This is a genomic window from Acidicapsa ligni, assembly GCF_025685655.1.
Lineage (GTDB): Bacteria > Acidobacteriota > Terriglobia > Terriglobales > Acidobacteriaceae > Acidicapsa > Acidicapsa ligni.
The window spans coordinates 392,828-415,778 of the sequence record NZ_JAGSYG010000001.1 but is presented as its reverse complement, the minus strand read 5'-3'; the positions used below and the strand labels follow the sequence as shown (position 1 = coordinate 415,778).

18 protein-coding genes are annotated in these 22,951 nt (G+C 56.4%); 10 read left to right on the top strand and 8 right to left on the bottom strand.

The genetic code is table 11. The annotated features are described in order from the left end of the window. Nucleotides 1-152: 152 nt before the first annotated feature. Nucleotides 153-419, top strand: coding sequence for a hypothetical protein (locus tag OHL19_RS01660; RefSeq protein WP_263355841.1), 267 nt, complete (start codon nt 153-155; stop codon nt 417-419). Between the two features lie 273 nt (nt 420-692). On the opposite strand, the gene OHL19_RS01655 is transcribed toward OHL19_RS01660, so the two are convergent. Together OHL19_RS01655 and OHL19_RS01650 are read right to left on the bottom strand one after the other, a co-directional pair. Further along, nucleotides 693-2,168 carry a hypothetical protein gene (locus OHL19_RS01655; RefSeq protein ID WP_263355840.1) on the bottom strand — a complete coding sequence of 492 codons (1,476 nt, stop codon included), beginning with the start codon at nt 2,166-2,168 and terminating at the stop codon, nt 693-695. 528 nt (nt 2,169-2,696) lie between these two features. Next, on the bottom strand, nt 2,697-3,425 hold the full coding sequence (locus OHL19_RS01650) for an energy transducer TonB (protein ID WP_263355839.1): 729 nt from the start codon (nt 3,423-3,425) through the stop codon (nt 2,697-2,699). A 266-nt stretch (nt 3,426-3,691) separates the two neighbouring features. On the opposite strand from OHL19_RS01650, the gene OHL19_RS01645 reads away from it, so the two are divergent. Beyond that, complete coding sequence (locus tag OHL19_RS01645) at nt 3,692-5,959, top strand: hypothetical protein (protein WP_263355838.1); 2,268 nt, start codon at nt 3,692-3,694, stop codon at nt 5,957-5,959. A gap of 175 nt (nt 5,960-6,134) precedes the next feature. On the opposite strand, the gene OHL19_RS01640 is transcribed toward OHL19_RS01645, so the two are convergent. The 4 genes from OHL19_RS01640 to OHL19_RS01625 form a co-directional block, all read right to left on the bottom strand. Then, nucleotides 6,135-8,753 carry an amylo-alpha-1,6-glucosidase gene (locus OHL19_RS01640; RefSeq protein WP_263355837.1) on the bottom strand — a complete coding sequence of 873 codons (2,619 nt, stop codon included), beginning with the start codon at nt 8,751-8,753 and terminating at the stop codon, nt 6,135-6,137. A gap of 302 nt (nt 8,754-9,055) precedes the next feature. Then, nucleotides 9,056-10,072 (bottom strand): glycosyltransferase family 4 protein, encoded by a 1,017-nt coding sequence (locus OHL19_RS01635; protein ID WP_263355836.1) that lies wholly within the window; start codon nt 10,070-10,072, stop codon nt 9,056-9,058. Nucleotides 10,073-10,192: 120 nt separating this feature from the next. After that, nucleotides 10,193-10,765 carry a Maf family protein gene (locus tag OHL19_RS01630; RefSeq protein WP_263355835.1) on the bottom strand — a complete coding sequence of 191 codons (573 nt, stop codon included), beginning with the start codon at nt 10,763-10,765 and terminating at the stop codon, nt 10,193-10,195. 105 nt (nt 10,766-10,870) lie between these two features. Further along, entirely contained in the window at nt 10,871-11,857 is a 987-nt protein-coding gene (locus OHL19_RS01625; protein WP_263355834.1) for an isoaspartyl peptidase/L-asparaginase family protein, read from the bottom strand. Nucleotides 11,858-12,120: 263 nt separating this feature from the next. Here OHL19_RS01625 and OHL19_RS01620 point away from each other — a divergent pair, with 263 nt between their 5' ends. The 4 genes from OHL19_RS01620 to OHL19_RS01605 all read left to right on the top strand — a co-directional run bounded on the left by OHL19_RS01620 (nt 12,121) and on the right by OHL19_RS01605 (nt 17,807). Next, a complete protein-coding gene (locus OHL19_RS01620; RefSeq protein ID WP_263355833.1) occupies nt 12,121-15,393 on the top strand; it encodes a DUF3857 domain-containing protein in 3,273 nt (1,090 codons plus the stop codon). An 84-nt stretch (nt 15,394-15,477) separates the two neighbouring features. After that, complete coding sequence (locus OHL19_RS01615) at nt 15,478-15,624, top strand: hypothetical protein (RefSeq protein WP_263355832.1); 147 nt, start codon at nt 15,478-15,480, stop codon at nt 15,622-15,624. After that, entirely contained in the window at nt 15,624-16,553 is a 930-nt protein-coding gene (locus OHL19_RS01610; protein WP_263355831.1) for an MBL fold metallo-hydrolase, read from the top strand. Before OHL19_RS01615 ends, OHL19_RS01610 begins: the two co-directional genes overlap by 1 nt. Nucleotides 16,554-16,631: 78 nt before the next feature. After that, the gene (locus OHL19_RS01605) at nt 16,632-17,807 is read left to right on the top strand and encodes a glycoside hydrolase family 76 protein (RefSeq protein ID WP_263355830.1); all 1,176 of its coding nucleotides are present in this window, start codon (nt 16,632-16,634) and stop codon (nt 17,805-17,807) included. Nucleotides 17,808-17,962: 155 nt separating this feature from the next. On the opposite strand, the gene OHL19_RS01600 is transcribed toward OHL19_RS01605, so the two are convergent. Together OHL19_RS01600 and OHL19_RS01595 are read right to left on the bottom strand one after the other, a co-directional pair. After that, complete coding sequence (locus tag OHL19_RS01600; protein WP_263355829.1) at nt 17,963-18,502, bottom strand: sigma factor-like helix-turn-helix DNA-binding protein; 540 nt, start codon at nt 18,500-18,502, stop codon at nt 17,963-17,965. Continuing rightward, nucleotides 18,499-18,879, bottom strand: a complete 381-nt coding sequence (locus OHL19_RS01595) for a hypothetical protein (protein WP_263355828.1) — start codon at nt 18,877-18,879, stop codon at nt 18,499-18,501. The genes OHL19_RS01600 and OHL19_RS01595 overlap by 4 nt, the downstream gene beginning before the upstream one ends. Before the next feature lie 528 nt (nt 18,880-19,407). On the opposite strand from OHL19_RS01595, the gene OHL19_RS01590 reads away from it, so the two are divergent. The 4 genes from OHL19_RS01590 (at nt 19,408) to OHL19_RS01575 (ending at nt 22,915) form a co-directional block, all read left to right on the top strand. Then, on the top strand, nt 19,408-20,115 hold the full coding sequence (locus OHL19_RS01590) for a helix-turn-helix domain-containing protein (RefSeq protein ID WP_263355827.1): 708 nt from the start codon (nt 19,408-19,410) through the stop codon (nt 20,113-20,115). Nucleotides 20,116-20,365: 250 nt separating this feature from the next. Further along, complete coding sequence (locus OHL19_RS01585) at nt 20,366-20,590, top strand: hypothetical protein (protein ID WP_263355826.1); 225 nt, start codon at nt 20,366-20,368, stop codon at nt 20,588-20,590. Nucleotides 20,591-20,652: 62 nt separating this feature from the next. After that, nucleotides 20,653-21,675, top strand: a complete 1,023-nt coding sequence (locus tag OHL19_RS01580) for a Gfo/Idh/MocA family protein (protein WP_263355825.1) — start codon at nt 20,653-20,655, stop codon at nt 21,673-21,675. 214 nt (nt 21,676-21,889) lie between these two features. Further along, nucleotides 21,890-22,915: a DUF2235 domain-containing protein gene (locus OHL19_RS01575; protein WP_263355824.1), complete on the top strand. Its 1,026-nt coding sequence runs from the start codon at nt 21,890-21,892 to the stop codon at nt 22,913-22,915. The last annotated feature ends 36 nt before the right edge of the window (nt 22,916-22,951 follow it).

Sequence of the window (22,951 nt, the reverse complement as noted above, 5' to 3'; positions counted from 1 at the left end):
CAGGGCTAGAACAAAAGCTTAGAACTAGAATGCAGTTCGTAAAAAGGCAGTTCGTAAGAAGGCTGTTCGCAAGAAGGCTGTTTGCAGAGTGACCTACTAGCCAGATGTGAGCTTCATCGACTTATCCACAGGAATACGATATTCTTTGGGCTATGGCTATTGAAAATATCATCGCTCAACTAGATGCGGAGATTTCGCGATTAAAGCAAGTACGGAATCTTCTTTCGGCAACTGGCAAGGTCGAAGCCAAGATTACTGCCGTTAAACCCAAGGCCGCCAAGAAAGTTAAAGTCAAGGTTAAGGCAGCCAAGACAGCTTCAAAGGGAAAATCCGTCAAGCGTGTTCTTAGCCCTGAAGCGCGCAAGGCGATTGCAGATGCACAGCGCAGGCGCTGGGCAGCACAGAAGGCCAATGCTTAAGTACTAGTTATGCGGCTGTAGTCTGCCGAGTGGCTTACTCTGATATTTGGAATCTGGTAGATTCTGCTGGGTACGCAAAGCGGATGTTTTACCGGCGGACCGCAGTCATTGACTGCGGTCTTTGTGCTGCAGGCTGGAAATATAAGTTTATTTTTATACTCTTTACTACCGTGAAAATTTCATGAAATCACACACGTGCTATTGGCATGAGGCTAACTTGAGATAGTTACCGGATAACTCCGAAAAACTGACTTGTCATCATCTATCCGCGAGTTACCAGAACTCCACGGCGAGAACCTGTGGGGGACCGGAGTGCCCGTCAATGACCTGCGTTTCGATGACGGCCTCCATGTTCATGTTGCGCCAGTTGGCGGGGGCATGTTTCAGGAGCGCGGCGAGATCGGTGGGATTGGAAACGAGTTCGCCTGCTGCTTCGGTGCCCTCTTCAGAGATGCCGGAGGCGAGGACGACGGGCTGGCCGATCATGGTGTCGCGATAGCGGGCGACGATGGCATAGTCGCGGGTGAGGTTTACGGAGGGGATATCCCACGCGGTGGACCAAGTGGTTTTGGAGGGACTTTTGCGATCGATGATGCGGGCTTTGCCGTCGATGGAATCGAAGCCGAAGCGCAGATCGCGGGTGAGGCGCATGGTCCAAAGATTGTCGTAGGCGCCGATGAGGACGGCGGGACCTTCGCGGAGCTGGGCGTAACTGGCCTCTGAGGCTGCGGAGACGCGGAAGGCTTTGTGCTGCTTCTGGAGCGGCGCTGACATGCGGGTGAGCGAGACGACATCGGCGAGAGCGAAGAGCCCTGACTGGCGCAGCTTGAAGTAAAGGGGCTCGGTGGGTTGGGTGCGGCGAATGGGTTTGGAGGGATCGTCGTCTCCGCTGGAATCGCGGGCGGGCTCGCCGAGGCAAAAGGTCACGGTCGCCGGACCGGCGGTGAGCGGCTGCCAGAAATCGTCGACGGTGTGGTCGACGGGGATGGCGATGGGGGTTTTTGAGTGGCGGTAGGTATAGCCGGCGATGAGTCCACCGACGAGGGCGAGAACGACGAGAAGAGCGGTAAGGGCGAAGGGGTGGGATGGGTGATGTTGGCGTTGGGCGGGTAGATGGAAGGCCGCCGGATGAGCGGTCGGAGGCGCGAGGGGAGCTGGCTGGGAGTATTCGACGGGAGCGGCTGGTTCGAGGGGAAGGGCTGCTGAAAGATCGATCGATACAGGGATCGATACCGGAATCTGGGCATCGATTGGTGTTGGGATGCGTTCTACCGCCAGCTCTGTGAGGCGCTGGAAGACCGGGACATAGGAGCCGGTGGGGAGTTCGATGCGGAGTTCGTCGGCGTGGCTGGGGTCGTAGTAGTACTGGGCCAGGCGCTTGCGGATTTCTCCGGCGGTTACGCGGACGATGGGGTCGGCGTTGGAGTCGTAGGTTGGAGGGCGGTTGAAGACTTCGATGGCGATGGAGCGCTCTTTGATCTGGTCGGCCTGGCCGTCGAGGGTTTGCTCGACGACATATCTAAGGAGAGTCGGGTAGCGCTTGCTCTGGGAGAAGAGCGGGTGTACGAGAAGCAGGTCGAGTTGGGCGAGCACTGCGGACTTTTCGGCGGCCGATTGCGGTACCCAGGGTTCGAGTGTGGCCCGGTTGCTGCGCGAACTTGAAGGCGAGCTTGAAGGCGAACTGGAAGATGGACCGGACTGAAAAACGGCCGCATCGGGTTCTGACGACGACTTTGGGACGTGTGTCACTTCGTTGATTGGCTCCGAACCAGTATGATACGGAGCCATTCCGACGAATGTCCATGACTGTATCGAGGAACTGAGCGGTTTCGCGTGAATTCCTCAAAAAGCTGGTTCTTTTGGGGAATTGAGGGCTGATTTCAAGAAAAGGCGGCGTTGAAAGACAGGGAAACGGACGTATAGAACCCCCATCCACTACCCGATGGAACTTGTAGATGATTTTCAGGTGACTAGGATGATGCTGTACTTCACTGGTACCTCCGCGGTGAAGGGTAGCAGGACGAGTGTAAGCTGTTCTCCGAACAGTCCGGTTTTGACATGAAACGTTGCTGCGGTCTGCATCATGTTTTGTGTTGTCCGGGGTGGCAAGTTGGATGAAGGGAAGAGGAGCCCTTCATTGAACATCGGGGAGTAGATGTACCGGTTTTATCTGCTAAGAAGTGCTAAGAGCCGCTTGTCTTCGGGATACCCCGAGTGGACAAGCGGCATTTTCTTTTTTGCGGCTGATTGCGGCAACGGTTATCTCAACGGAGGCTGCTAATGACTGCTGAGAGAGAAGACCACGTTGATGGTGGTTTCGACTTCGACGGGTTGGCCGCTGAGGAGGAATGGGCGGTAGCGCCAGTTCTGGACGGCGTCGATTGCTGCCTGGCGTAGCAAGGGGCTGCCGCTCACAACCTGAAGGTTCTCAATCGTGCCGGTTTTGGAAATGGTGGCGGTGAGGACGACGGTGCCTGAGACACCGACAGTTTTGGCGATGGCTGGATAGTTGGGAGCGGTTTTGGAGAGGAGTTGGCCTTGAGCTACTCCCTCGGAGATTCGCGTCTTCTGCGTCGGTGCTGCACGGACGGTGGGTTGCGTGGTGGGGCGCAGGAGATTGGTTTGGGCCTCCATGCCGCCGGGTGTTGCGTCGGCTGGGATCTGGGTGCCGGTTCCGGGTGGTGGTGCCGTGTCCTGGGTGGTGATGGTATTGGGGATTTGGCGTGGTGGTTCGAAGGGGTTGCGGATTGACGGTGCCTGGGACTGCATCGTGGCGGTTGCCTGTTGAGCGGTCGCCAGGCGGATTGGCGTGACGGTTACAGGAAGGACTGGAGGCGCGAAGAGAGTTGCTTTCAGGAGGCGCGACGGGAGGCTTTCCGGGGAGATGAGAGGCAGAGCGATCAGAGCTGAGATTACGCACAGGTTGATAGCGAACGTGAGGAGCATCCACCTTGGGGTTTTGTCGTGGAGGATGCCGCTGGAGTGGAAGGTTGCGTCTTCGAACATTGCCTGCCTCCGATTGGTGCCTGGTATGACGAGATAGACACCGGAGGGTCGATGGATGTTCCCGCGGGGTATGGGCTGCGGGTGGACGTATATCTATGCATTCAAGTTTATGTAAGTCGTCTTGATCTGGATTCGGCTTGCAGTAACTGCGTGTAAGTGAATGTTGTGGTGCCTGCAGAGCATATTACTGCATTGCCAAACCATAGTTTGAATAGTAGGGTGGGTGGCATTCGCGGAACTGGAGAAATTCTGTAAGGAGATCGAGAATGGGAATCAGTTTGATTATTGGAAATCGCGATCCGTTTGCGGTGAGCAGTTTGAAGGATCTTAAGAGCGACGTAGATACTCTTCTGCATTTGGGTGACGACTTTCAGGACTGGCTGGATAAGCCTATTTCGGCGCTGCCTAAAGAGTTACAGAATACGGGAATTAGTTATACGAGCGGAAACCAGTCATGGACGGCTGGCGACTTTACGTTTTCGCTTTGCGGTGGGGCGACTGGTAAGATTTCGATTGCTACTTCGGGGTCGCTGCTGAGTTACACGGATGAGTTTCCGACGGAGGTTTCGGTTGGCGATCCGGCGGCGGCGAACAAGAAGAACACGAAGGCTATTGCGGTCCCGGCGGGTGCGGCCTATGTAGCTGTGTCCCTGACGGTGAAGCTGAAGGGTGGGATATCGGCGACACTTACATCGGGAATCTATGGTGTGTGCGGGAGTGTGAATGACAGCGATACGTTCACTGTGACGTTCAGCAAGAAATGCCTGCCTGCGGATATTTTGAGTAGCGCTTTGAAAGAGGCGATTGCTGGATTTGTGTTGCCGCTGCATGCGGAGACGCTGAATAACTTAGAGGTCGGGGACTATCTTCACTATAACTTCAACGGTTGCTTACAGGTGGGCCTGGGCGCGAGCGTTGGCTTGAACAAGGTGTTATATGCAGGGCAATATACGGCGGATCTTCCGACGAATGCGGGAGCGCTGGCGGTAACGGGTTCGGTGTCTCCGACGGTGCATGTCGGGGCTAATTTAGCGTTCAAGCTGGAGTATGCGGGAACGTTTGAGGCGTTGCTATGGAAAGATGCAGATGTAACCGGGCTGGCAACGGGGCGGCTGCATCTATATCGCTCCACGGAGCAGGATAAGAGCCTGGGAGCGACGTTTGGCATGACCCTGGCCGCGGACCCAACGATATGTGTGAAGGCAGTGACGGAGCAGGTGAACGGGCTGTTGACGCAGAGTGTTCCGCAGGGCGATACGTTAGCGGGTAAGGCGTCTGCGGAGATTGCTTCTTTTGCTGGAGATGCTGCCAATACGCTGACTTCGTGGCTGACTTCAAAGACGCAGGTTGGCTCGTCGCTGGAGGTTGCGATAGGCAGTACGCAGCAGACATTTCTATTACTGGATTACACGTTCGACTTATCGGCTGCGGCGTTTGCTTCGGGGTGGTCGGCGGCTTATGGCGCGCGATTTATGGATGCGCTGCAGACGCCGGATGGCGGTGTTTCGATTGCGGTGGGGAGTGGGATTGAGAAGTTGTATAGCCGGACTACTTCGGTGACGCTGTGTTTGTTTGGGAAGCTGAAGGCGAGCTGGGATAACTCCGTGTTGGATAACTCAAGCATGGTGTATGCGGGGAACAATACTTTTCACCTGATCGCGGATGAGGGGCGGCAGACGCTTTCTTCGCTGGGTAAGAGTGGACGCGAGATTGATTTGTATTTTGCCGCGGAGGCAGATTTGAGTGCGGCGGCATTGCCGTTGGGTGCTCCGCAATTGCATTTGATTTTGAAGGCTGTGAACAATGCGAAGTTTGGGAATTATATTGCCGGTTTCCTAGGGTTGATGACTGCGGATCTGGGCAGTGCGGATGTTGCTTCGATTGTTGCGACGTTGAAGGCGGCGGCGGCCAAGGGTGGAACGCAGACATTGCAGGTGGTGTTGCCGTCGGCGGCTTATAGGCGACTTGGTTCGTCGACGATTACGCATGGCAAGCCGGATAATCAGGGTCCAGATCAGGATAACTTCAATGCGTTTGGAACGGCTTGTTCGGAGTTATTTGATGGTGAGCCGGCTAACTTCAGTTATGGGTCGCAGAGGCTGGGTTACTCGACGTGGAGTAATTGGAATATTGCCTGCATCGATCGGTGGCCGCCTTCTTCAGATGGAGAGTTGCCTGACAGGACGCAGACTGGAAATCCGGCGAGTGGGTTGGGGTATTTGAATTTGCAGTTTCCGCAGGGTGGGGCTAACTCGCTGGCGGGGTATGCGCTGGGGGCTGTTCAGGATTTTATGAACCTTTGCGAGGCGCTGAAGACACTGGCGCAGGCGGCCGAGGTTGAGGCTAACCAGGGTAGTTGGAATGCGCTGGTGGCGAGGATGAAGTCGATTATTGCGAATGATGTTTCGCCGGATTTTCTGGCTTCTACGGGGTTGGGGTTGGTGCGGTTGTGTGCGGTTGCTCCTCCGGCGGTGGTGGTGGGGCCGGTGGGTTCGGGGGGCAGGGTGGTTGGGGTTGTGGTTCGTTATTTGTGATTGGTTTGGGGATTTTGGTTTTTTGGGGAGGACGGGTGAAGCAGATTCCCTTCGGGAATGACAGCCAGAAAGGCAACTGCAACTGCAAAGGCAAGGGCAGCTACAACTGCATTTTGTTGTTGCCACCCTTGTCGCTTTGGGCTGCTACTTGGGTGGCTTTTGGGGTTGTGGTTGGTTACCAGGTCAGGGTTAGCTCTGTGGTTTGCCAGCCTTGGCCCTGGGGGAAATTCAGGATCAGGGATTGGTCCTGGGGGTGTTGTGGGCCGGAGGGTTCCAGCTTTGATTCGGTGGTGGTGGTGATTTTGGGTGTGACTGGTTGATTGCGCTGCAGGGCTAGGCGGCTTTGGGTTCCGGGTTGGCCCTCGGCTTTGATGGTCAGGCTGCGGGGGCCGTATTCGGTGGAGAGAATTTTTAGCTGGGCTGGCCGGGCTCCGGGGGTGGGCAGGGCGTGGTTCAAGAGGCTTATTTCGATTGCCGGGAGCGGAATCTCAAGCTGTGCTGACTGTTCGCCTTTGGAGGGACGCGTGTTTGCGTTTGCTTCGTCTGAGCGTAGTTTGAGCGCTGCGCCTTTGGCGTTGCTGGTGATTCGCAACAGGCCTTTGTCGCGGGTGAAGGTCAGGTCGATGAGTTGGTTGCCGAGGTGGAGATTTTTGACTTCGGCGTGAGACCAGTCGGCGGGCAGGTGCGGATTGACGGTGATGGTGTTGGTGGCGGCGTCCAGGTCGATTCCGAAGAGACCGCGCAGGGTTGGGATGATGACCATCGCGCTGGACCAGAGCTGGTGGCTGGTACTGCGGCCCATTGGAATGTAGAAATCGCCGGAGAGTAGTTCGGTGACGGCGCCGGGGTCTTGCGCCCAGGTGAGATCGACATTTTGCATGAGCATCTGCTGGCCGGGGAGTGGCTGGTTGGCGCGGTATTCGGCGAGGGTGGCCCAGCCGGTGAAGAGTGGCCAGACGGAGCCCTGGTGATAGCTCATGCCGTCGTAGATGGATTCGGTGGAGGAGACGTCGCGGGTGCCCCAGTCGGTGTCGAGGGTGGGTGCGGCGAATTGCTGGAGGCAGTTTTTGGGCTGGGCTAGTCCGGCTCCCGAATCCCAGTAGCCGATGGCAGGATAGACGGTGCTGGTCTTGTCCTGTGTGCTGTCCATACCTTTGCTGAAGGCATAGCAGGACTTGGCGGAGTCGTAGTATTCGGACTCGACGAGAGACTTGATTTTGGCGGCTCGGGTGGTGGCTGTGGCGGACTTTTCTTCGTCTCCGAAGGCTTTTTCCATCGCGGCGTAGGCGTTGCTGGCCTGTTCATCGAGGAGGGCCATGTAGATCTCCTGATGGGGCATGGCGGGTGGCCAGCTTTCTACCCATCCTGTGCCCTGGGAGTTGTCATAGATGCCGTCGTGATCGGTGTCGGAGGTGGCGGCGGTTTCGAAGGACCAGGCTTTTTCGATGGCTTCGCGATTTTGCTTGAGGTAGGCGAGGTCGCCGCTGGAGCGGAGGTAGTCGCGCATGGCCATCAGGTAGAGAGGCGTGGCATCGGCGGCGGCGTACATGTAGGAGAAGGACTTCCAATTGACGCTGGGGTCGGCGGCGGTTTGCGAGTATTCGTGCATGATTTTGCCGTCGGTGCGCTGGCGGGCGGTGAGGAAGTTGAGTTCATCGCGGGTGAGGGCGAAGTCGCCGAAGCCGTTGATGGCGTAGAGGGTGTAGAGCGAGTCGCGGCCGAAGAACCAGCCGAAGCCGGGGCGGGCACTGTCTCCGCTGGAGTAGTAACCGGCGACGAGGGCGCGGTCGCCGGTGGTGTATTCGCGGGCGCGGAGCTGCTCGATGGAGACTACTCCCCATTGGAAGGCCTGGTTGAGGGCGGTGTCGGGGGTGGTGATGGAGGTGGATTCGGATTGGAGCTTCTGGTAGCTGGCGAGATGGGCGGCGTAGTCGGCGGGAATGGCGGCGTTGAGATGTTCGAGGGCGTGGCCGAGGGCGGCTACGGTGGAGCTCTCAGCGTTGGTGCCGACGGCCATGAGGAGCGGGAAGTATTTGTCGCCGTCCCGTTTGGGATCGTAATGGAGCTTGAGTTCGAGGGGGTGTTCCTGGGGACGTTCCTGATATGGGGCGAGGATGCCGGGCTGGGCTCCGGGGATGGTGATTGCTCCGGCCATATCAGGGTAATCGAGCTCAAGGATGTAGAAGCCATCGGCGGATTTAGCCGGTGCTGAAGCGGTCGCCGATCTTGCGGGAGTGGCCGGAACCCAGTCGGGGCTGGGGGTTCCGTCGCTGCGGCGGGGCCACATCCAGCGCAGCTCAGGATTGAAGCGGAAGGTGAAGTCGACGGGGTGGATGGCGTCGATCTGGAAGAGGACTACGGGACCGGTGCTGGGGTGTTTGCCTTGCTCCGGATCGGGAGTGTTGGGCGAGAACATGATCTGGCGGATGGTAAAGCCGGTATGGGTGTAGGTGATGGTGGTGTGGTCGGGACGGACCTCGATCTGCGCGGCCTGGGGATTGACGGCGATTGGAACCGGGTAGCCCTCGATCTGGGCCTCGATGGTAAATCCGCTGAGAAGCTTGACGGGCATGATCCAGGACTCGAAGGAGCCGTTTTGCTGGCCGAGGAGGACGCCGCGTTCGCCAGCTACGGTGAAGGGCTGGACGGGTTGGACGGGGCGGTCGATGACCAGTCCTTTGGTTTCGAGGGGAAAGGCAGGGATCGGGGCCAGTGACTGGGCTTGCGCTGCTGTAGCGGCGACGAACAGGGAAGCAAGAAGGGCGAGGGCGCGAGGACTGTTTATGTTGCTCATTGGCGGCAAGTTTAAACGTTTCAGAGCACATCTGGGTATGGATTTTTTGCTTTTTGGGGTGGTTGGGGGAGATTCGTTGGAATTAGGGATGGATGGGCTTGGGTTGGTTGGGATTTGCTTTGGGAATGGTGGATGGACGGAAAGGCAAGGGCAACTACAACGGCAAGGGCAAAGGCTAACAGCAGATTCCCTTCGGGAATGACAGCCAGAAAAGCAACTGCAAGGGCAAGGGCAAGGGCTACGGGTGGGTTTGGTTTTTTCTTCTGGACCGTGCGATGGGCTGCGCGGTCCAGGGGGTGGGGTTATCGGTTTTTTGGGTTTTGGAAGAAGTTTAGATATTGTTTGGCTACTACTGTGGGGTTGAAGTTTTCCAGATGGGCGGTACTTTGGGCTAATAGTTTTGTGCGGAGGGATTCGTCGGTTAGAAGGCGTTTCAGGGCGGCGGCTAAGGCGGGGGCGTCTCCGTTGGGGAAGAGTTCGCCGCAGGGGCCTACGGCTTCTGGCAGGCCGCCGAGGTTGGAGGCTGCGAGGACGCAGCCTGCGGCCAGACCTTCGAGAGCGACGATGCCGAAAGGTTCGGCCCAGCGGGAGGGGATGACCATAATTTTGTGGCGGGCTACTTCGAGGCCGCGCTCGTGGGTCAGGTTGCCGAGGAATGTGACTTGATTTGTGAGGCCTAGCTGGACGGTCAGGGCTTCAAGATTTTGACGCTGGGTTCCGTCGCCGATGAAGGTCAGGGTGGGGGTGAGACCTTCGTTTTTCAGGAGCGACAGGGCTTGCAGGATGAGATCGCCTCCTTTATCGGAGACGAGGCGACCCATGAAGACGATGTCTTTGGTCTTGGGGGTTTCGCGATATTGGGCGAAGGCGTGGCTCTCGTAGGGATTGCCAATGAGAATGGATCGAACGGGGATGGAGTCGGCTATGGCTTTGCTGATGGAGATGTTGTGGGCGAAGCGAAGGAGGATGCGCTTGAGCCTGTCCTGCGGGGCGACGCGGCCGTCGGATTGATGGAGCCACGTCTGATGGGTAATGAAGGTTGGTTTGCGAAGAAGGAGCAGTGGCAGGAGGGTTTTCAGAGAGATGTTGTTCTGGAAATGGATGTCGGTGCCGCGACCGAGCGCGGTGAGTTGGCTGTTGCTGGGCTGGCGCACGACTTTGTATGCGTAGACGTCGGATTGGGTGACGGATGGGGGCGTCTGGGTGATGACGGTGACGTCGTGACCGGCTTTGGCGAATTCTTCAGCAAAGAGGCGAGAGGCGGTTTCAAGGCCGCCGATGGCGGGATGAAAGCTATGAGAACTGACAAGGATTTTCAATGGTCGACCTCGGGGTAGATCGGGGATGATGACGTCGAGATTATGGTTTGTGTTGGGCTGAGGGACTGCTTGCCTTGCGGGGTTGGCAGAACCCTGTCGAGAACGGGTACCGCAGTTATCTTAAATGTCCAAAGGTGGGGAATCCAGCAGGGTGGCCACGAGGGAGATGGGGAGACCGACTACGTTGAAGTAGCAGCCTTCGATGCGGGGAATCCAGCGGGCGGCATGGCCCTGGATAGCGTAGGCGCCGGCTTTGTCCATGGGCTCGCCGGTGGCGATGTAGGCGGCGATTTCGGCTTCGGAGATGGTCAGGAACTGGACGGCCGTTACTTCGGCCGCGGTCTGGGATCTGGCGGCGCCGATCAGTGAGACTCCGGTGATGACGCGGTGGGTGCGGCCGGACAGGAGGCGGAGCATTCGCGCGGCGTCTGCCTGGTTTTCGGGTTTGCCGAGAATTTCATTGTCCAGGGTCACGGTGGTGTCTGAGCCGAGGACGAGGACGCCGGGATCGGCTGGCGAGAGTTTGTTGTAAACGGCTTGAGCCTTTTCACGCGCGAGACGGGTTACGTAGGCTATTGGATCTTCGTCGGGGTGGGGATCTTCGGGGATGTAGGCGGGGTGGATATCGAATTGATAGCCGGCTTGGGTGAGGAGTTCGCGGCGGCGGGGTGAGGCTGAGGCCAGGACTAGCATGATTGGATTATTGCAGGAGGTTCTTATGCAGTAGTTCCTTATTGCAATAGCTTCGCGGTTTCGTAGAAGCCCATTCGATTGCAGTGCGCTCTGGAAGGCGAACTATTATTCCCTGGCGAACTCGATGGCAAGGCCGGTGCGTTGGCTGTTTTTGTCGGCTATGCCCCAGGCCATGCCGGGGGTGTTGTGGGCTATTCCCAGTTGGCCGTCGGGGCCGAGAAGGATGATGCCGCCGTGGCCGCCCAGTCGAGTGAAGAGATAGCTTATGGCTTGCTGGGCGGCTAACTCCGGGGTGACTCCCTGACTTACTCGGTCGGTGGCCCACTTACCCAGGACTAACTTCATGATTGGTTCGCCCCAGCCGGTCAATGAGACTGCTGCGCTGTGGTTGTCGGCGTAGCAGCCGCAGCCGATCAGGGAGCTATCGCCTACGCGGCCGGGGGCTTTATTCAGGGTGCCTCCGGTGCTGGTACCTGCGGCCAGGTTGCCGTATTGGTCGAGGGCTACTGCACCTACGGTGTCATGGGAGTTGAGGTGTTCGGAGGCGGTTTCGGGGCCTTTGTCGTCTTTGGCGATGGGGCCGCTGAAGGTGATGTCGGCCAGGCCTTCAGAGAGGCGCTGGCGGGCTTGTTCTAGGCGTACTCTTTCGCGATCGAGGACTAGTTCTGAATTGTCGATCAGTTTCATGCCGTGCTGCTGGGCGAAGGCTTCGGCGCCTGTTCCTACGAAGTAGACGTGGGGGCTTTTGTCGAGGACGAGGCGGGCGGCCTGGATGGGATTGCGAAGGTGTTCGACGCAGGCTACGCCGCCGGCGCGGAGGGTGTGTCCGTCCATGAGCAGGGCGTCGAGTTGGACGCGGCCTTCGGAGGTGAGAAAGCTGCCACGGCCGGCGTCGAAGGTGGGATCGTCTTCGAGGACGGTGACGGCGGCTTCTACTGCGTCGGTGGCGGTACCGCCTTTTTCCAGGATTGCGTAGCCGGTGGCGAGGGCGTTGGCTACTCCGCGCTGATGGTCTTCGGCCATTTCGGGCGGGATGGCCCAGGCGCCGCCGTGGACGATCAGGACTGGGGTGCGGGTTTGGGTATTCGACATGTCACTGCTTAGGGTAAATGCAAAGGGGCAGATGCAAAATCTGAGATCGGGGATGATGCTTGTATCTCGAAATCGAGAGATGGGTGGCGATTCTGTGTAACTGACATTTGATTTCTTAATTCTTTATGAGTTTGGGGTATAACTGGTGTTCTATGTATCCCTTGACTCTTCGTATTGTTTTGGCCCTTACCTGTTTCTGTAGTGTTGCAGTTGCTCAGACTCATCTCAAACCTCCAGCTAAAGATCCCGTGAAGACGGTGGCAGTGGATGATTTTCGAGATGAGGGGCTGGTCTTTGAGCGCTCTGAGACGAGCTACCGGATGCATTCGGATGGCACGGGCGAGCGGGGTAATCATGTGCTGGTGCGAATACAATCCGAGGCGGCTGCACGGCAGTTCAGTGTGTTGTCGTTTGGATATGCCGCGGCGAGCGAAGCGCCACACATCACATTGGTGCGGGTACATAAGGCAGATGGAACGACAGTGGACACGCCGGTTGCGGATGCAATCGATATGCCTGCTGCCGTAACGCGAGAGGCTCCTTTGTACAGTGATTTGAAGGAGAAACACATTCCGGTGCGGTCCTTATCGAATGGGGACACGCTGGAGTATGACGTGATGATGACAATTAACAAGCCGGAGGCGCCGGGACAGTTCTGGGGTTCGTACCACTTCACGTTACCGGGGTCGATTGTTGTGAAGTCGGAGGTACTGATCGTTGAGGTTCCTAAAGACAAGTATGTGCAAGTGTGGAGCCCGAATCACAAGGCTGTTGTGACGGAACATGATGGGATAGTCAGCTATAGCTGGAATGTTTCACAGTTGATACCGGCTCCAAAAAATGCGGCGACTGACCAGGATGGCATTGCGAAAAAGAAGACTCTCAAGGATCCTGATGAGGATGTGGATGGGCGCAAGCTACCTTCAGTGGCATGGACTACTTTTCATACGTGGGGAGAGGTTGGAGATTGGTATCGGAGCCTCGCGCTAGTCCGTGCGCAACCGGATGATGCGTTACGGGCAAAGGCTGAGGAGATTACGAAGGGAGCAAAAACTCCTGAAGAACAGGCGCAGGCTATTTACCAGTTTGTTTCGGCACGGACGCGCTATGTAGGAATTGATTTTGGGGTGGGACGGTATCAACCACACCTGGCCGCAGAGGTACTGGCGAACCAGTATGGGGATTGCAAGGACAAGGACACGCTGCTGGAGGCGTTGTTGAAGGCGAAGGGGTTCAAGACTGCTCCCGCGCTGGTGGGGGTGGGAGTCACGCCGACGCCAGAGGTGCCTTCCCCTGCGACGTTCAATCATGTGATTACGACGGTTCAGCTACCGAGTGGCCGAATCTGGCTGGATAGTACGCCGGAGGTCGCGCCGTATCGCTATCTCTCGGCAGCGATACGGGATGAGGCTGCGCTGGTGGTTCCAGCGGAAGGTACAGCAATGCTGGAACACACACCGGAGGCTGCACCTTATCCGTTTGTGGCGCGATTTGAATCGACCGGCACACTAGATGCAGATGGCAAATTTGTCGGCAAAGTAACGGCGAGTTATCGGACGGATGATGAGGTGTTTGTGCGCACGATGGCGAGAGGCGTGGCTCCGTCTGAGTGGGACAAGGCTTCGCAGTATATTGTGGCCAACACTGGTTTTAGCGGGACAACAAGCGATACGCAGTTCAAGGAGTTAGATGATCTTTCTAAACCGATTGAGGTGACGTACGAGTACACCAGGCATCCTTATGGAGATTGGGACAACCGCCGGATTATTCCTCCGTTCCCCTTAGCCGAATTTGGCTTGCTGCAGGACGACGACAAGGCACCGGATGCGGACATTGAGTTGGGCGCGCCGCGCACTGTAACGGCGATAGCTCATATTCGTCTTCCGGAGGGATATCACACAGATTTGCCGGATGCGATTCACGTGAAGACAGATTTTGCAACCTATGACAAAACCTACCGCTTTGACGGGAAGGAAATTGTGGTTGAACGTACGCAGGTAGTGCTGAAGAAAAAATTAGTGAAAGAGGATTGGAAGCGGTATCTGACATTCACCAAGGACATCAGCCTGAACGGTGAGCCATGGATCCAATTGATTCGGCCTACGGTGATGGTTGCTTCGAAGCCGATTCCGATTCCGCCGCCTGATGCCGGGGGCGCTGGCAAGGCAGGGACGAGAATCGGGCATGAGGCGGATGAACGAACAGTGTTTATCCAGGTGGCTACTCCTGATGGAGGAGATGCGCAGACCAAGGTTCCCGAATTACCTGGGGACGCATCGACGCAGGATTTGATGAAGGCTGCAGGACAGCAGATCCAATCAGGCGACTTTACGAGTGCTACAGCAACCTTGGACAAGGTAAAGACGAGGAATCCGAAAGAGCAGTATTTGTGGCTTCTGTATGGGGCAATTGCAGAGTCACACAGAAACTATGACGACGCAAAGGCGGATTTTGCGAAAGAGATTGCTGGTCATCCAGACAATGCAATGGCGATCGCCGCATTGGCGGAGGCGGATGAGCGAAGCGGAGATGCGGCGGCAGCGCGCAAGACTCTGAAAGATTATCTGCCGGGGCATTCTGGAAACAAATCGCTATCGCTGACACTCGCCCGGTTGCAGGCAAAAGAAGAAGATTACGCCGGAGCGCTGAAGACGTTACAAGTTGCAGCGGATGAAGATCCAGATGACCGGGTAATGCGCTTGCAGATCAGCCAAATGTTGTTAAAGCTAAATCGAACCGACGAGGCAGCAGCGGCGGCAAAGAGTGTGCTTGATGGTACGGACGATGCCCTATTGCTGAACAATGCGGCGTATGTCCTGGCGGATGCGGAACTGGATCTTGCGGATGCGGAGACGGCGTCACGCAAGAGCATTGAGACGCTGGAACTCAAGAGCGCAAGTGTGACAACGGCGGAGGCAAACAGCAATACGTTTGTACAAGCGACGCTGTTGGTGTCTTCATGGGACACGCTGGGGTGGATTCTGTTTCGCGAGGGCAAGCTGAAAGAGGCGAAACCTCTCCTGGAGGCCTCCTGGATGAATAGTCTTCGATCGGAAGCCGGCGACCATCTGGGACAGCTCTATGAAGCAATGGAGCACAAGGATTCGGCGTTAACTGCGTATATCCAGGCAAATGCTTCGACGGAGCAGGATGGACTAGCGCCTGACGTAAGCAAACATATCTCCGACAGTATTGCTCGGCTGAAAGCAGCGGGAGCTAAACCGGATAAAGGAACAGGCAAGCAGGCGTTGCAGGAGTTACGCACCTACAAACTTGCAGGACCGGTTGGATTGAGTGGATGGGGAACTTTTCGATTGCAGATTGCGGAGACCGGGGTCATTGCTTCGCAACAGATGAGCGGAGAGAAGAAGCTGGCGAGCCTGAGCAAAACGATCAACGAAATGAAGTTTCCAGAGTTGGTGCCTACAGGGTCGAAGGCGCATTTGCTGCGCAGTGGGGTACTAAGCTGTTCGAGTTCAGGCGCATGCGAACTGGTGCTGGTACCAAATAGTAGTTTGCGGACGGAACAGTACTGACGCGCAGGGATAACAGTTTAAGAAGTGAAGCGGACCGCTGTGCAGGCTCATCTTACATGGAATGAAAGATGAGATCTGGCTGGCATGGGAGCGCATCGATTGAATCGATTGATGGATGATACTGCTGAGAAGTTGGCCGAGGGCGCACTGGCTGGGCATCCGCTGGGGTTTGGGGATGGGGTTATGCTGATGCTGTGTTTTGGCGGGGTTCGCTGGGTGGTGGGCTTTTGATGACGTTACGATTGGCTTGGAATTTCTTCTTTAATAAGCCTGCGAATACTGTGCCTGCCGGGGTGATTCCGGTGCAGAGGCTTACGCGGGTGGGGCTGATGGATGCGCCTGATCGGAGTGTGTTTCGGCTGGGGCATTCGACGGTGCTGCTGAAGTTGCGTGGGGCGTTCTGGTTGACTGATCCGGTGTTCAGTAAGCGAGCTTCGCCGTTTCAGTTTGCGGGGCCGAAGCGGTTTCATGCGCCGCCGATTTCGATTGAGGAGTTGCCGCCGATCAAAGCGGTGATTCTTTCGCATGATCACTACGACCATCTGGACCGCAATGCTATTCGGAAGCTGGCAAAGAAGGTGGAATTCTTTCTTGCTCCGCGAGGGGTTGGGGATCTTTTGATTGGCTGGGGTGTGGATGCGGCCAAGGTACGGCAGTTGGAATGGTGGCAGTCCACCGAGGTGGATGGAATTCAATTTGTGAATACGCCTACGCAGCATTTTTCAGGGCGTGGGCTTCTGAATCGCAACCGGACTTTGTGGTGTTCGTGGGTGATTGTAGATGGTGAGTCGCGGATCTTTTATGGGGCGGACTCGGGGTATTTTGGTGGGTTCAAGTCGATTGGGGATGCGTATGGTCCGTTCGATCTTACGCTGCTGGAGAATGGGGCTTACAACGTGAACTGGCCGGGGATTCACATGCAGCCGGAGGAGACGGTGCAGGCGCATCTCGATCTGCGCGGGCGTTGGTTGCTGCCGATTCATAATGGAACATTCGATCTGGCGATGCATGCGTGGCAGGAGCCGCTGGAGCGGATTACGGCGGTGGCTGTGGGGCGCGGGGTTCGGGTGACTACTCCGAGGATGGGTGAAGGGGTGCGGGTGATGGATGTGGTGGCTGGGGATTCGTGGTGGGTTGGAGTGGATGGCGACGAACGCTGATCGAGTGCGATTGGGACTGCTACTGGGACTGAGGGGAAGGTGAGATGCTACTTTTTTAGAGTGAACACTCGATGCAAGATGGACAATACTCTAAAAAATAATCGCAGCGGCAATGCCTTGCTGCGCGAACTTCCTTTTCTGATTTTTATGGCTTGCTGCGTGGCCTGTTGTGTGAGCGCTTCTTCGATGGGTTTCGCGGAGACGAACCCTGCGGCGAATGTGACTCCGAGTTATACCCAACAGGCGGCTTATGGCGTTGAAACGCTGCAGGGCTGGTATGTTCCGAGCTCTGGCCTCTATCAGAAGCCTACCGATTGGTGGAACTCGGCGAATGCGATCACGGTGCTGGTGGATTACTCCAGAGCAACTCACACGACACAATATCTCAGCGCGGTTGCCAACACTTTTAGCAATGCGAACAAGGCTTACGGCACTACAGACTTCATCAATGACTCGAACGATGACGAAGGCTGGTGGGCTGTGGCATGGATCGACGCCTACGATCTGACGAAGAAGCCTGGCTACCTGGCGATGGCCGAGGTCATCTTCAAAGACATGACGACGCAGTGGGATACGACGACATGCGGCGGCGGGGTGTGGTGGAGCAAGGATCTGAAAAATTCGCCATACAAGAACGCGGTCACCAATGAACTGTTTCTGGAGATTGCGGCGTCGCTGGCAAACCGTGAGACGGATCGCACACAGAAGCTGCAATACCTGGCATGGGCAGAGAAGGAATGGCGATGGTTCAAGGCGTCGGGCATGATCAACTCTCGCAACATGATCAACGATGGCCTGAACGCGGCTAACCCTGCGGCTTGCACAAATAACAATGGAACGACCTGGACTTATAACCAGGGGGTCATTCTAGGTGGATTGGCCGAATTGTCGAAGGCCGACCATGACCCTGCGTTGCTGACGGAGGCGCAGGCTATCGCCAAAGCTACTATGACGAACTTGATTACGACGACGGGTGTTCTTAAGGAACTCGATGGCAAGGGGCCTGATCGGCCGCAGTTCAAGGGCATCTTCATGCGCAATTTGACGCGGCTTTACTGGGCGTCTCCGCGTGGGGAGTATAGGGATTTCGCGAAGAAGAATGCAGACAGTGTCTGGCGTAGCAATCAGGAAGTGAGTCGTCAGGAAGTAAAGCATCAGTTTGGTGAGAATTGGGAAGGTCCGTTTGATTCCGGAGATGGCACGAGGCAAACTGCTGCGCTGGATGCTTTGATTGCGGCGATAGAGATGCGATAGCTGGATGCGATAAAGGCGATCTCAGGAGTTCTCTGGCCTCTGGCCTGCCCTTGTCGCTAAGAAGGCGACAAGGGCAGCTCACGAGTGTTTCTTTATAACGCTACAGATGACTTTTCTTATTGTTTAAAGAGCTGCTTCTATCGAAGGCTTTTGCTTTAATCGGGAAGAACCAGCAGCTCGGATTGGACCAGTGCTTCTGTCAGTCGATCCAGGGCTTTTGGGAACTTTGTACAGATGGTTCTCGCGCTGATTCCCAGCAGGGATGCGGCTTCTGGCTGGGTGTATTCCTGGAGAACGAGGCGGGTGATCATCTGGCGATCTAACGGGCTGAGTTTCTTGAGGCAGCGTTCGACATCGAGGACGAATATGACTGCGTCTTCAAAGGTGCGGACGCGACGGCTTGAGACCCAGCCGCGGCCTACGGATTCTCCCAGGAGAGACGGCGATCGGCCGACCTGCATGGAGGCGTAGAGATAGCGCCGCAGCAGGTTCTCTGTGTGTTTGCGGTAGAAGGCATAGGTGACGCATGGCTCTGTTTCCGCTTCTGATGGATGCGCCGGCTTTGTTGCCTGTTCGCGGATCATGCGAACTGCGTTGGCGATTGGCGGGCGCTGCGAGCCGTCGACGGTTGCCCATACTTTGGCAACGCGAAGTGCGGGTAACTGGAGTATTGGCAGTTGGAGGGCGGCGCTCATTGGGCACCCCCGGCATGGTTGGTGAAGGTTGCGGATTGAGCAACAAGGACGGGGAGTTGAGGCACTCCGTCGGGGTCTGAAGGCCATGCAGCTTTCTCGAAATATGTGGCCTGGGAGCGTGTGTGGCGGCTGAAAGTTCGCCCATTCAGAGCTATGCCTTCCTCATTGAATGAATCGTGTTCTGAAGTGGCTTGTACGGCCCAGACTGTGGGCAGGGATACCTTTCTTGGCCGACCGCGGCGTTTGCGGCTCTGTGGGGTTGGGAACTCCTTGAGCCGTTCGTTACAGGTTGTGCAATAGGCCCTGACTTCGAGTGTAGGGCGATACCAGAGGCAACCGCAGGCTTCGCAAACTTTCAATTGGACGCGCAATTCCATGACTTATTTCTCCCAAGGCATAGTTAGCCCACAGCCTGTCTTTTAGAGGGTGCAGGATGCAGGGCAAGAGGAAGGCGAGAGCGCCGTGCAGGTGTCTTGTGCCCTGCTGGGGGATGGCGTTTCGCGTTCGACGATAGATGGTCATGCTCATGGCGCGCAGATACTGGAAGCTCATTCCTTGTTATGCCGCGTGGATCGCTGAGCGATCGAAGGCGCGGTGATGGGTTCGCTGGGACAGGGATGCCCTGGGCGTCCGCCGCATTCGGCTGGCACGCACCTGGGGCAACTTTGGCCCAGAGATTTTCCTCCAACAGTGTTTGAGAAAGTGAGCTAAATCTAAGGTTCTATCTCTTTTGAGTCAATCAATTTGTTTCTATTTCGCAATGCGACCGATGACGTAAGAGGGCGAGGCTTGAAAATAGCCATATTCCAACATGTTTGGATTTGCTGGAAGAAATATCGATGCTACTGGAGCTATTGCTCCCGGCAAAGCGCTGGGGGTGCTGCGGTCGGTGATGTCTCCACATCATGAACTTTAGTCAACTGCAAGAGCGGGTTCGACTCGAACTGCGGCGCAGGGTTGAGCGCGGGACGATGAGCGTGTCGTTGCTGGCGCGAAAGACGGGACTGGGTCAGCCGCACATTTCAAATTTTCTGCATCAGCAGCGCGGGCTTTCTTTGAAGGCTCTGGACAAAGTTCTGGATGCGTTGCGGATGGAAGTGGCGGATCTGTTGCCGGTGACACGGCAGAGCGGGATGCTGAAATCGCAGTTTGTCGAGATGGGATACGTGCCTCTGGTGGGGCATGGGGTGGCGATGGATGACCCGTATATTCGTGCGTCGAATGTGCAGCAGATGATGCCGTTTCCTATGGCGGAGCTGGGGGCTTTGCGGGCGCGATGTTCAAAGGCTCGTTTGCAGTGGGAGAGATTTGTGGCGGTGCGGATCTCTGCAGCGGAGGCGGTGCCGATGGAGCCTGTGGTACGTGCGGAGGCGCTGGTGGTGGTGGATCGCCACTACAACTCATTTCATGCTTACAGGGACGGGGAAGTGAATTTATATGCGGCGCGGAGCGGGAGTCTGCTGGTGGTGCGGTATGCGGAGTTTCAAGCGGGACGCGTGGTATTGAGGGCGCATCGGGCGGAGTTTTCTTTGCAGGTGATTGCGGTGGGGGTGGCTGAGGCTCCTGGGGATTTTTTGGTGGGGCGGGTGGTGCGGGTTTTGAATTTGTGGTGAGGGTTAAGAGGAGCGGCCAGGGCTGAAGCAATAACAACAGCAGAAGCTAACAGCAGATTCCCTGCGGGAATGACAGACAGAACTGCAAGGGCAACGGCAAAGACAAAGGCAAGAACAACAGCAACAACAAAGACAAGGGCAACTACAACAGCAAGGGCAACGACAAAGGCAAAGACAAAGACAGGGGCTGCGGCAAAAGCTGTGGGGCTGTTGGTAGGATTGGGTTGGTAGGATTAATTCGGAGGTTTGCATGGAATCTAGTGGTGCGGTTGTGAGCGGTGCGCGGAGCAAGGAAGATATCGCGCTGGACTTGTTGAAGTTTGTGGCTGGTTCGACTGGGTTTGGACGGGCGGCTGTGCCCTCTACCGGGTTTAGTGGAACGGCTGCGCCCAAGCCTGAGGAACAGATCAATCAACTGCTGGATCTGTATAGCCGTTGCCTGAATGTGGTGGATGGCAAGGGAGTAAAGGGTTAAGGGTGGGGCAACTGGACATTTCTCCTAGGCCCACATCTCCTGGGCCTGCAGGGCAGCGGCCTTTGCGCGTTGCTGTGGTAGGGACTGGCGCCTTTGGGCGCAACCATCTGCGGGTTTACAAAGAGCTGGCCTCTGAGGGAGTGACGCTGGTTGCGGCTGTTGAGCCGGATGCCGGGCGTGCTGCTGAGGTTACGGAGGCTTATGGGATTCCAGTATTTGCTTCGGTTGAGGCTGCGCTTTCGGCTGATTTAAAGCTGGATGCAGCTTCGGTTGCTGTGCCTACGGTGCATCATCATGCTGCGGCGAGTCAGTTGCTGTCTGCCGGAGTTGACTGCCTGGTGGAGAAGCCGATTACTGCTTCTCTATCGGAGGCGGATGACTTGATTGCGCTGGCGGAAAAGCATGAGCGGGTTCTGCAGCCTGGGCACCTGGAGCGGTTTAATCCGGCGGTGCTGGCGATTGAGCCTGCTCTGACGAGGCCGATGTTTTTTGAGGCGCATCGGCTTTCTATTTTTACTCCTCGATCTTTGGATGTGGATGTTGTGCTGGATCTGATGATCCATGATCTGGACGTGGTGCTGACGTTTGCGAATTCACCGGTGAAAGAGGTACGGGCGGTTGGGCTGCCTATTCTTTCGCCGAAGGTGGATATTGCGAATGTTCGGGTGGAGTTTGAATCGGGATGCGTGGCAAATTTTACGGCTTCGCGGGTTTCGACGGAGCGGGTACGGAAGCTGCGGTTCTTTGAGCCGAGGCAGTATGTCTCGATCGACTATGCGCGCAAGGACGTGCTGGTGATCGCGGTGGATGCCGAGTTTTCAATTGAGAAGGCGATGGCGCTGGGGGCTGCTGCTGGATTTGCAGATGGGTTGCCGGGGCTGTCGTTTACGAAGCCGGAGGTTGCTCCGGGAGAGCCGCTGCGGCTGGAGATTTGTTCGTTTCTTGACGCTGTCCGAAGCCGGAAGACTCCTAGGGTCACGGCGCGGCAGGGTCGTGAGGCACTGGCGCTGGCGCTGGAGATTCAAAGGGCGATGGAAGTTCATGCGGGCAAGGCGGGACTGGCGAGCTTCTTTTCGACGACATAACAAGTTACAAATTCTGCATTAGAGAATCGCTATATATGTAGAAACAGTATTGCGGTAGTTAAAGACTTATTCCTGTGTTCTTCACGAAAATACTTGTCTGCTTTAAGTAGGGCTGGTAGGTTTAGCAGCGTTATGGATGTAACGCTGCGAACCTCTTTGTCACCACTGGTTATGCGATCGGCGGGGCGGAACGCGAGAGAAAACGAGGGGAACGATGGCAAAGAATATTGTGTATTGCGCGGATGGTACGTGGGATTCGAGTGCCAACAATACGAATCCTTACAAGTTGTTCAAGGCTTGCCTGACAACGGCGACACAGGTTCCTTATTACGACGATGGTGTTGGTTCGGATGGGAATCCGATTGAAAAGCTGGCAGGTGGAGCGTTTGGTATTGGGCTGTTTCAAAAGATCAAAGATGGATATTCGAAGATAGCGCATGTGTATGAGTCGGGGGACCAGATTTATATCTTCGGGTTCAGCCGCGGTGCTTATACGGCGCGCAGCCTGGCGGGCATGATTGCGGCAGTGGGATTACCTACGGCACAGTTTGATGATGCATTTCTTGAAGCTGCTTTCAATGCGTATCGCAACAAGAATGATCGGGCTACTATTCTAGCCGGGTTGCAGGCGAAGTATGCGGTGGAAGCAGCGACGATCCTGATGGTGGGCGTGTGGGACACGGTTGGATCGTTGGGGATTCCTGCAATCGTGGGTGGCGTCGATCCTCTCCAGTTTCAGTTCCTGGATACTTCATTGAATTCGAAAGTGGTGCATGCGTACCAGGCGCTGGCTATCGATGAACGGCGTGTGGAGTTTCCGCCGACGCTTTGGACGACGACTCCGGCACCGGGGCAGACGCTGGAGCAGGTCTGGTTTACAGGCGTGCATTGCGATGTGGGCGGCGGGTATCCGGAGACGGGGCTGTCGGATATCACGCTGAGTTGGATGATGGGCAAGGCGATGGCGCTGGGGTTGCAGTTGGATCAGACGGCTGTGGCGCAATATTCGCCGATGAATGCGAAGCATGCGTTGGATATCAAGCATGAATCCTGGTCGGTGCTTTGGGGATTTCCGAGGCCGCGCAGTATCGCTGCAAATTCTGATCTCTCGAATAGTGTGCAGATACGGTGTACGCAGGATGCGCAGTATCGTCCGGGGACGCTTACATTTGCGAATTCGGCGCTGGGCAGTGGGTATTCGTTTGTTGATGTCGTCGATACGCCTCCGGCTGCAAGTTAAATTGATTGGGTATAGAACGGCCTTCGGCTTTTGCTG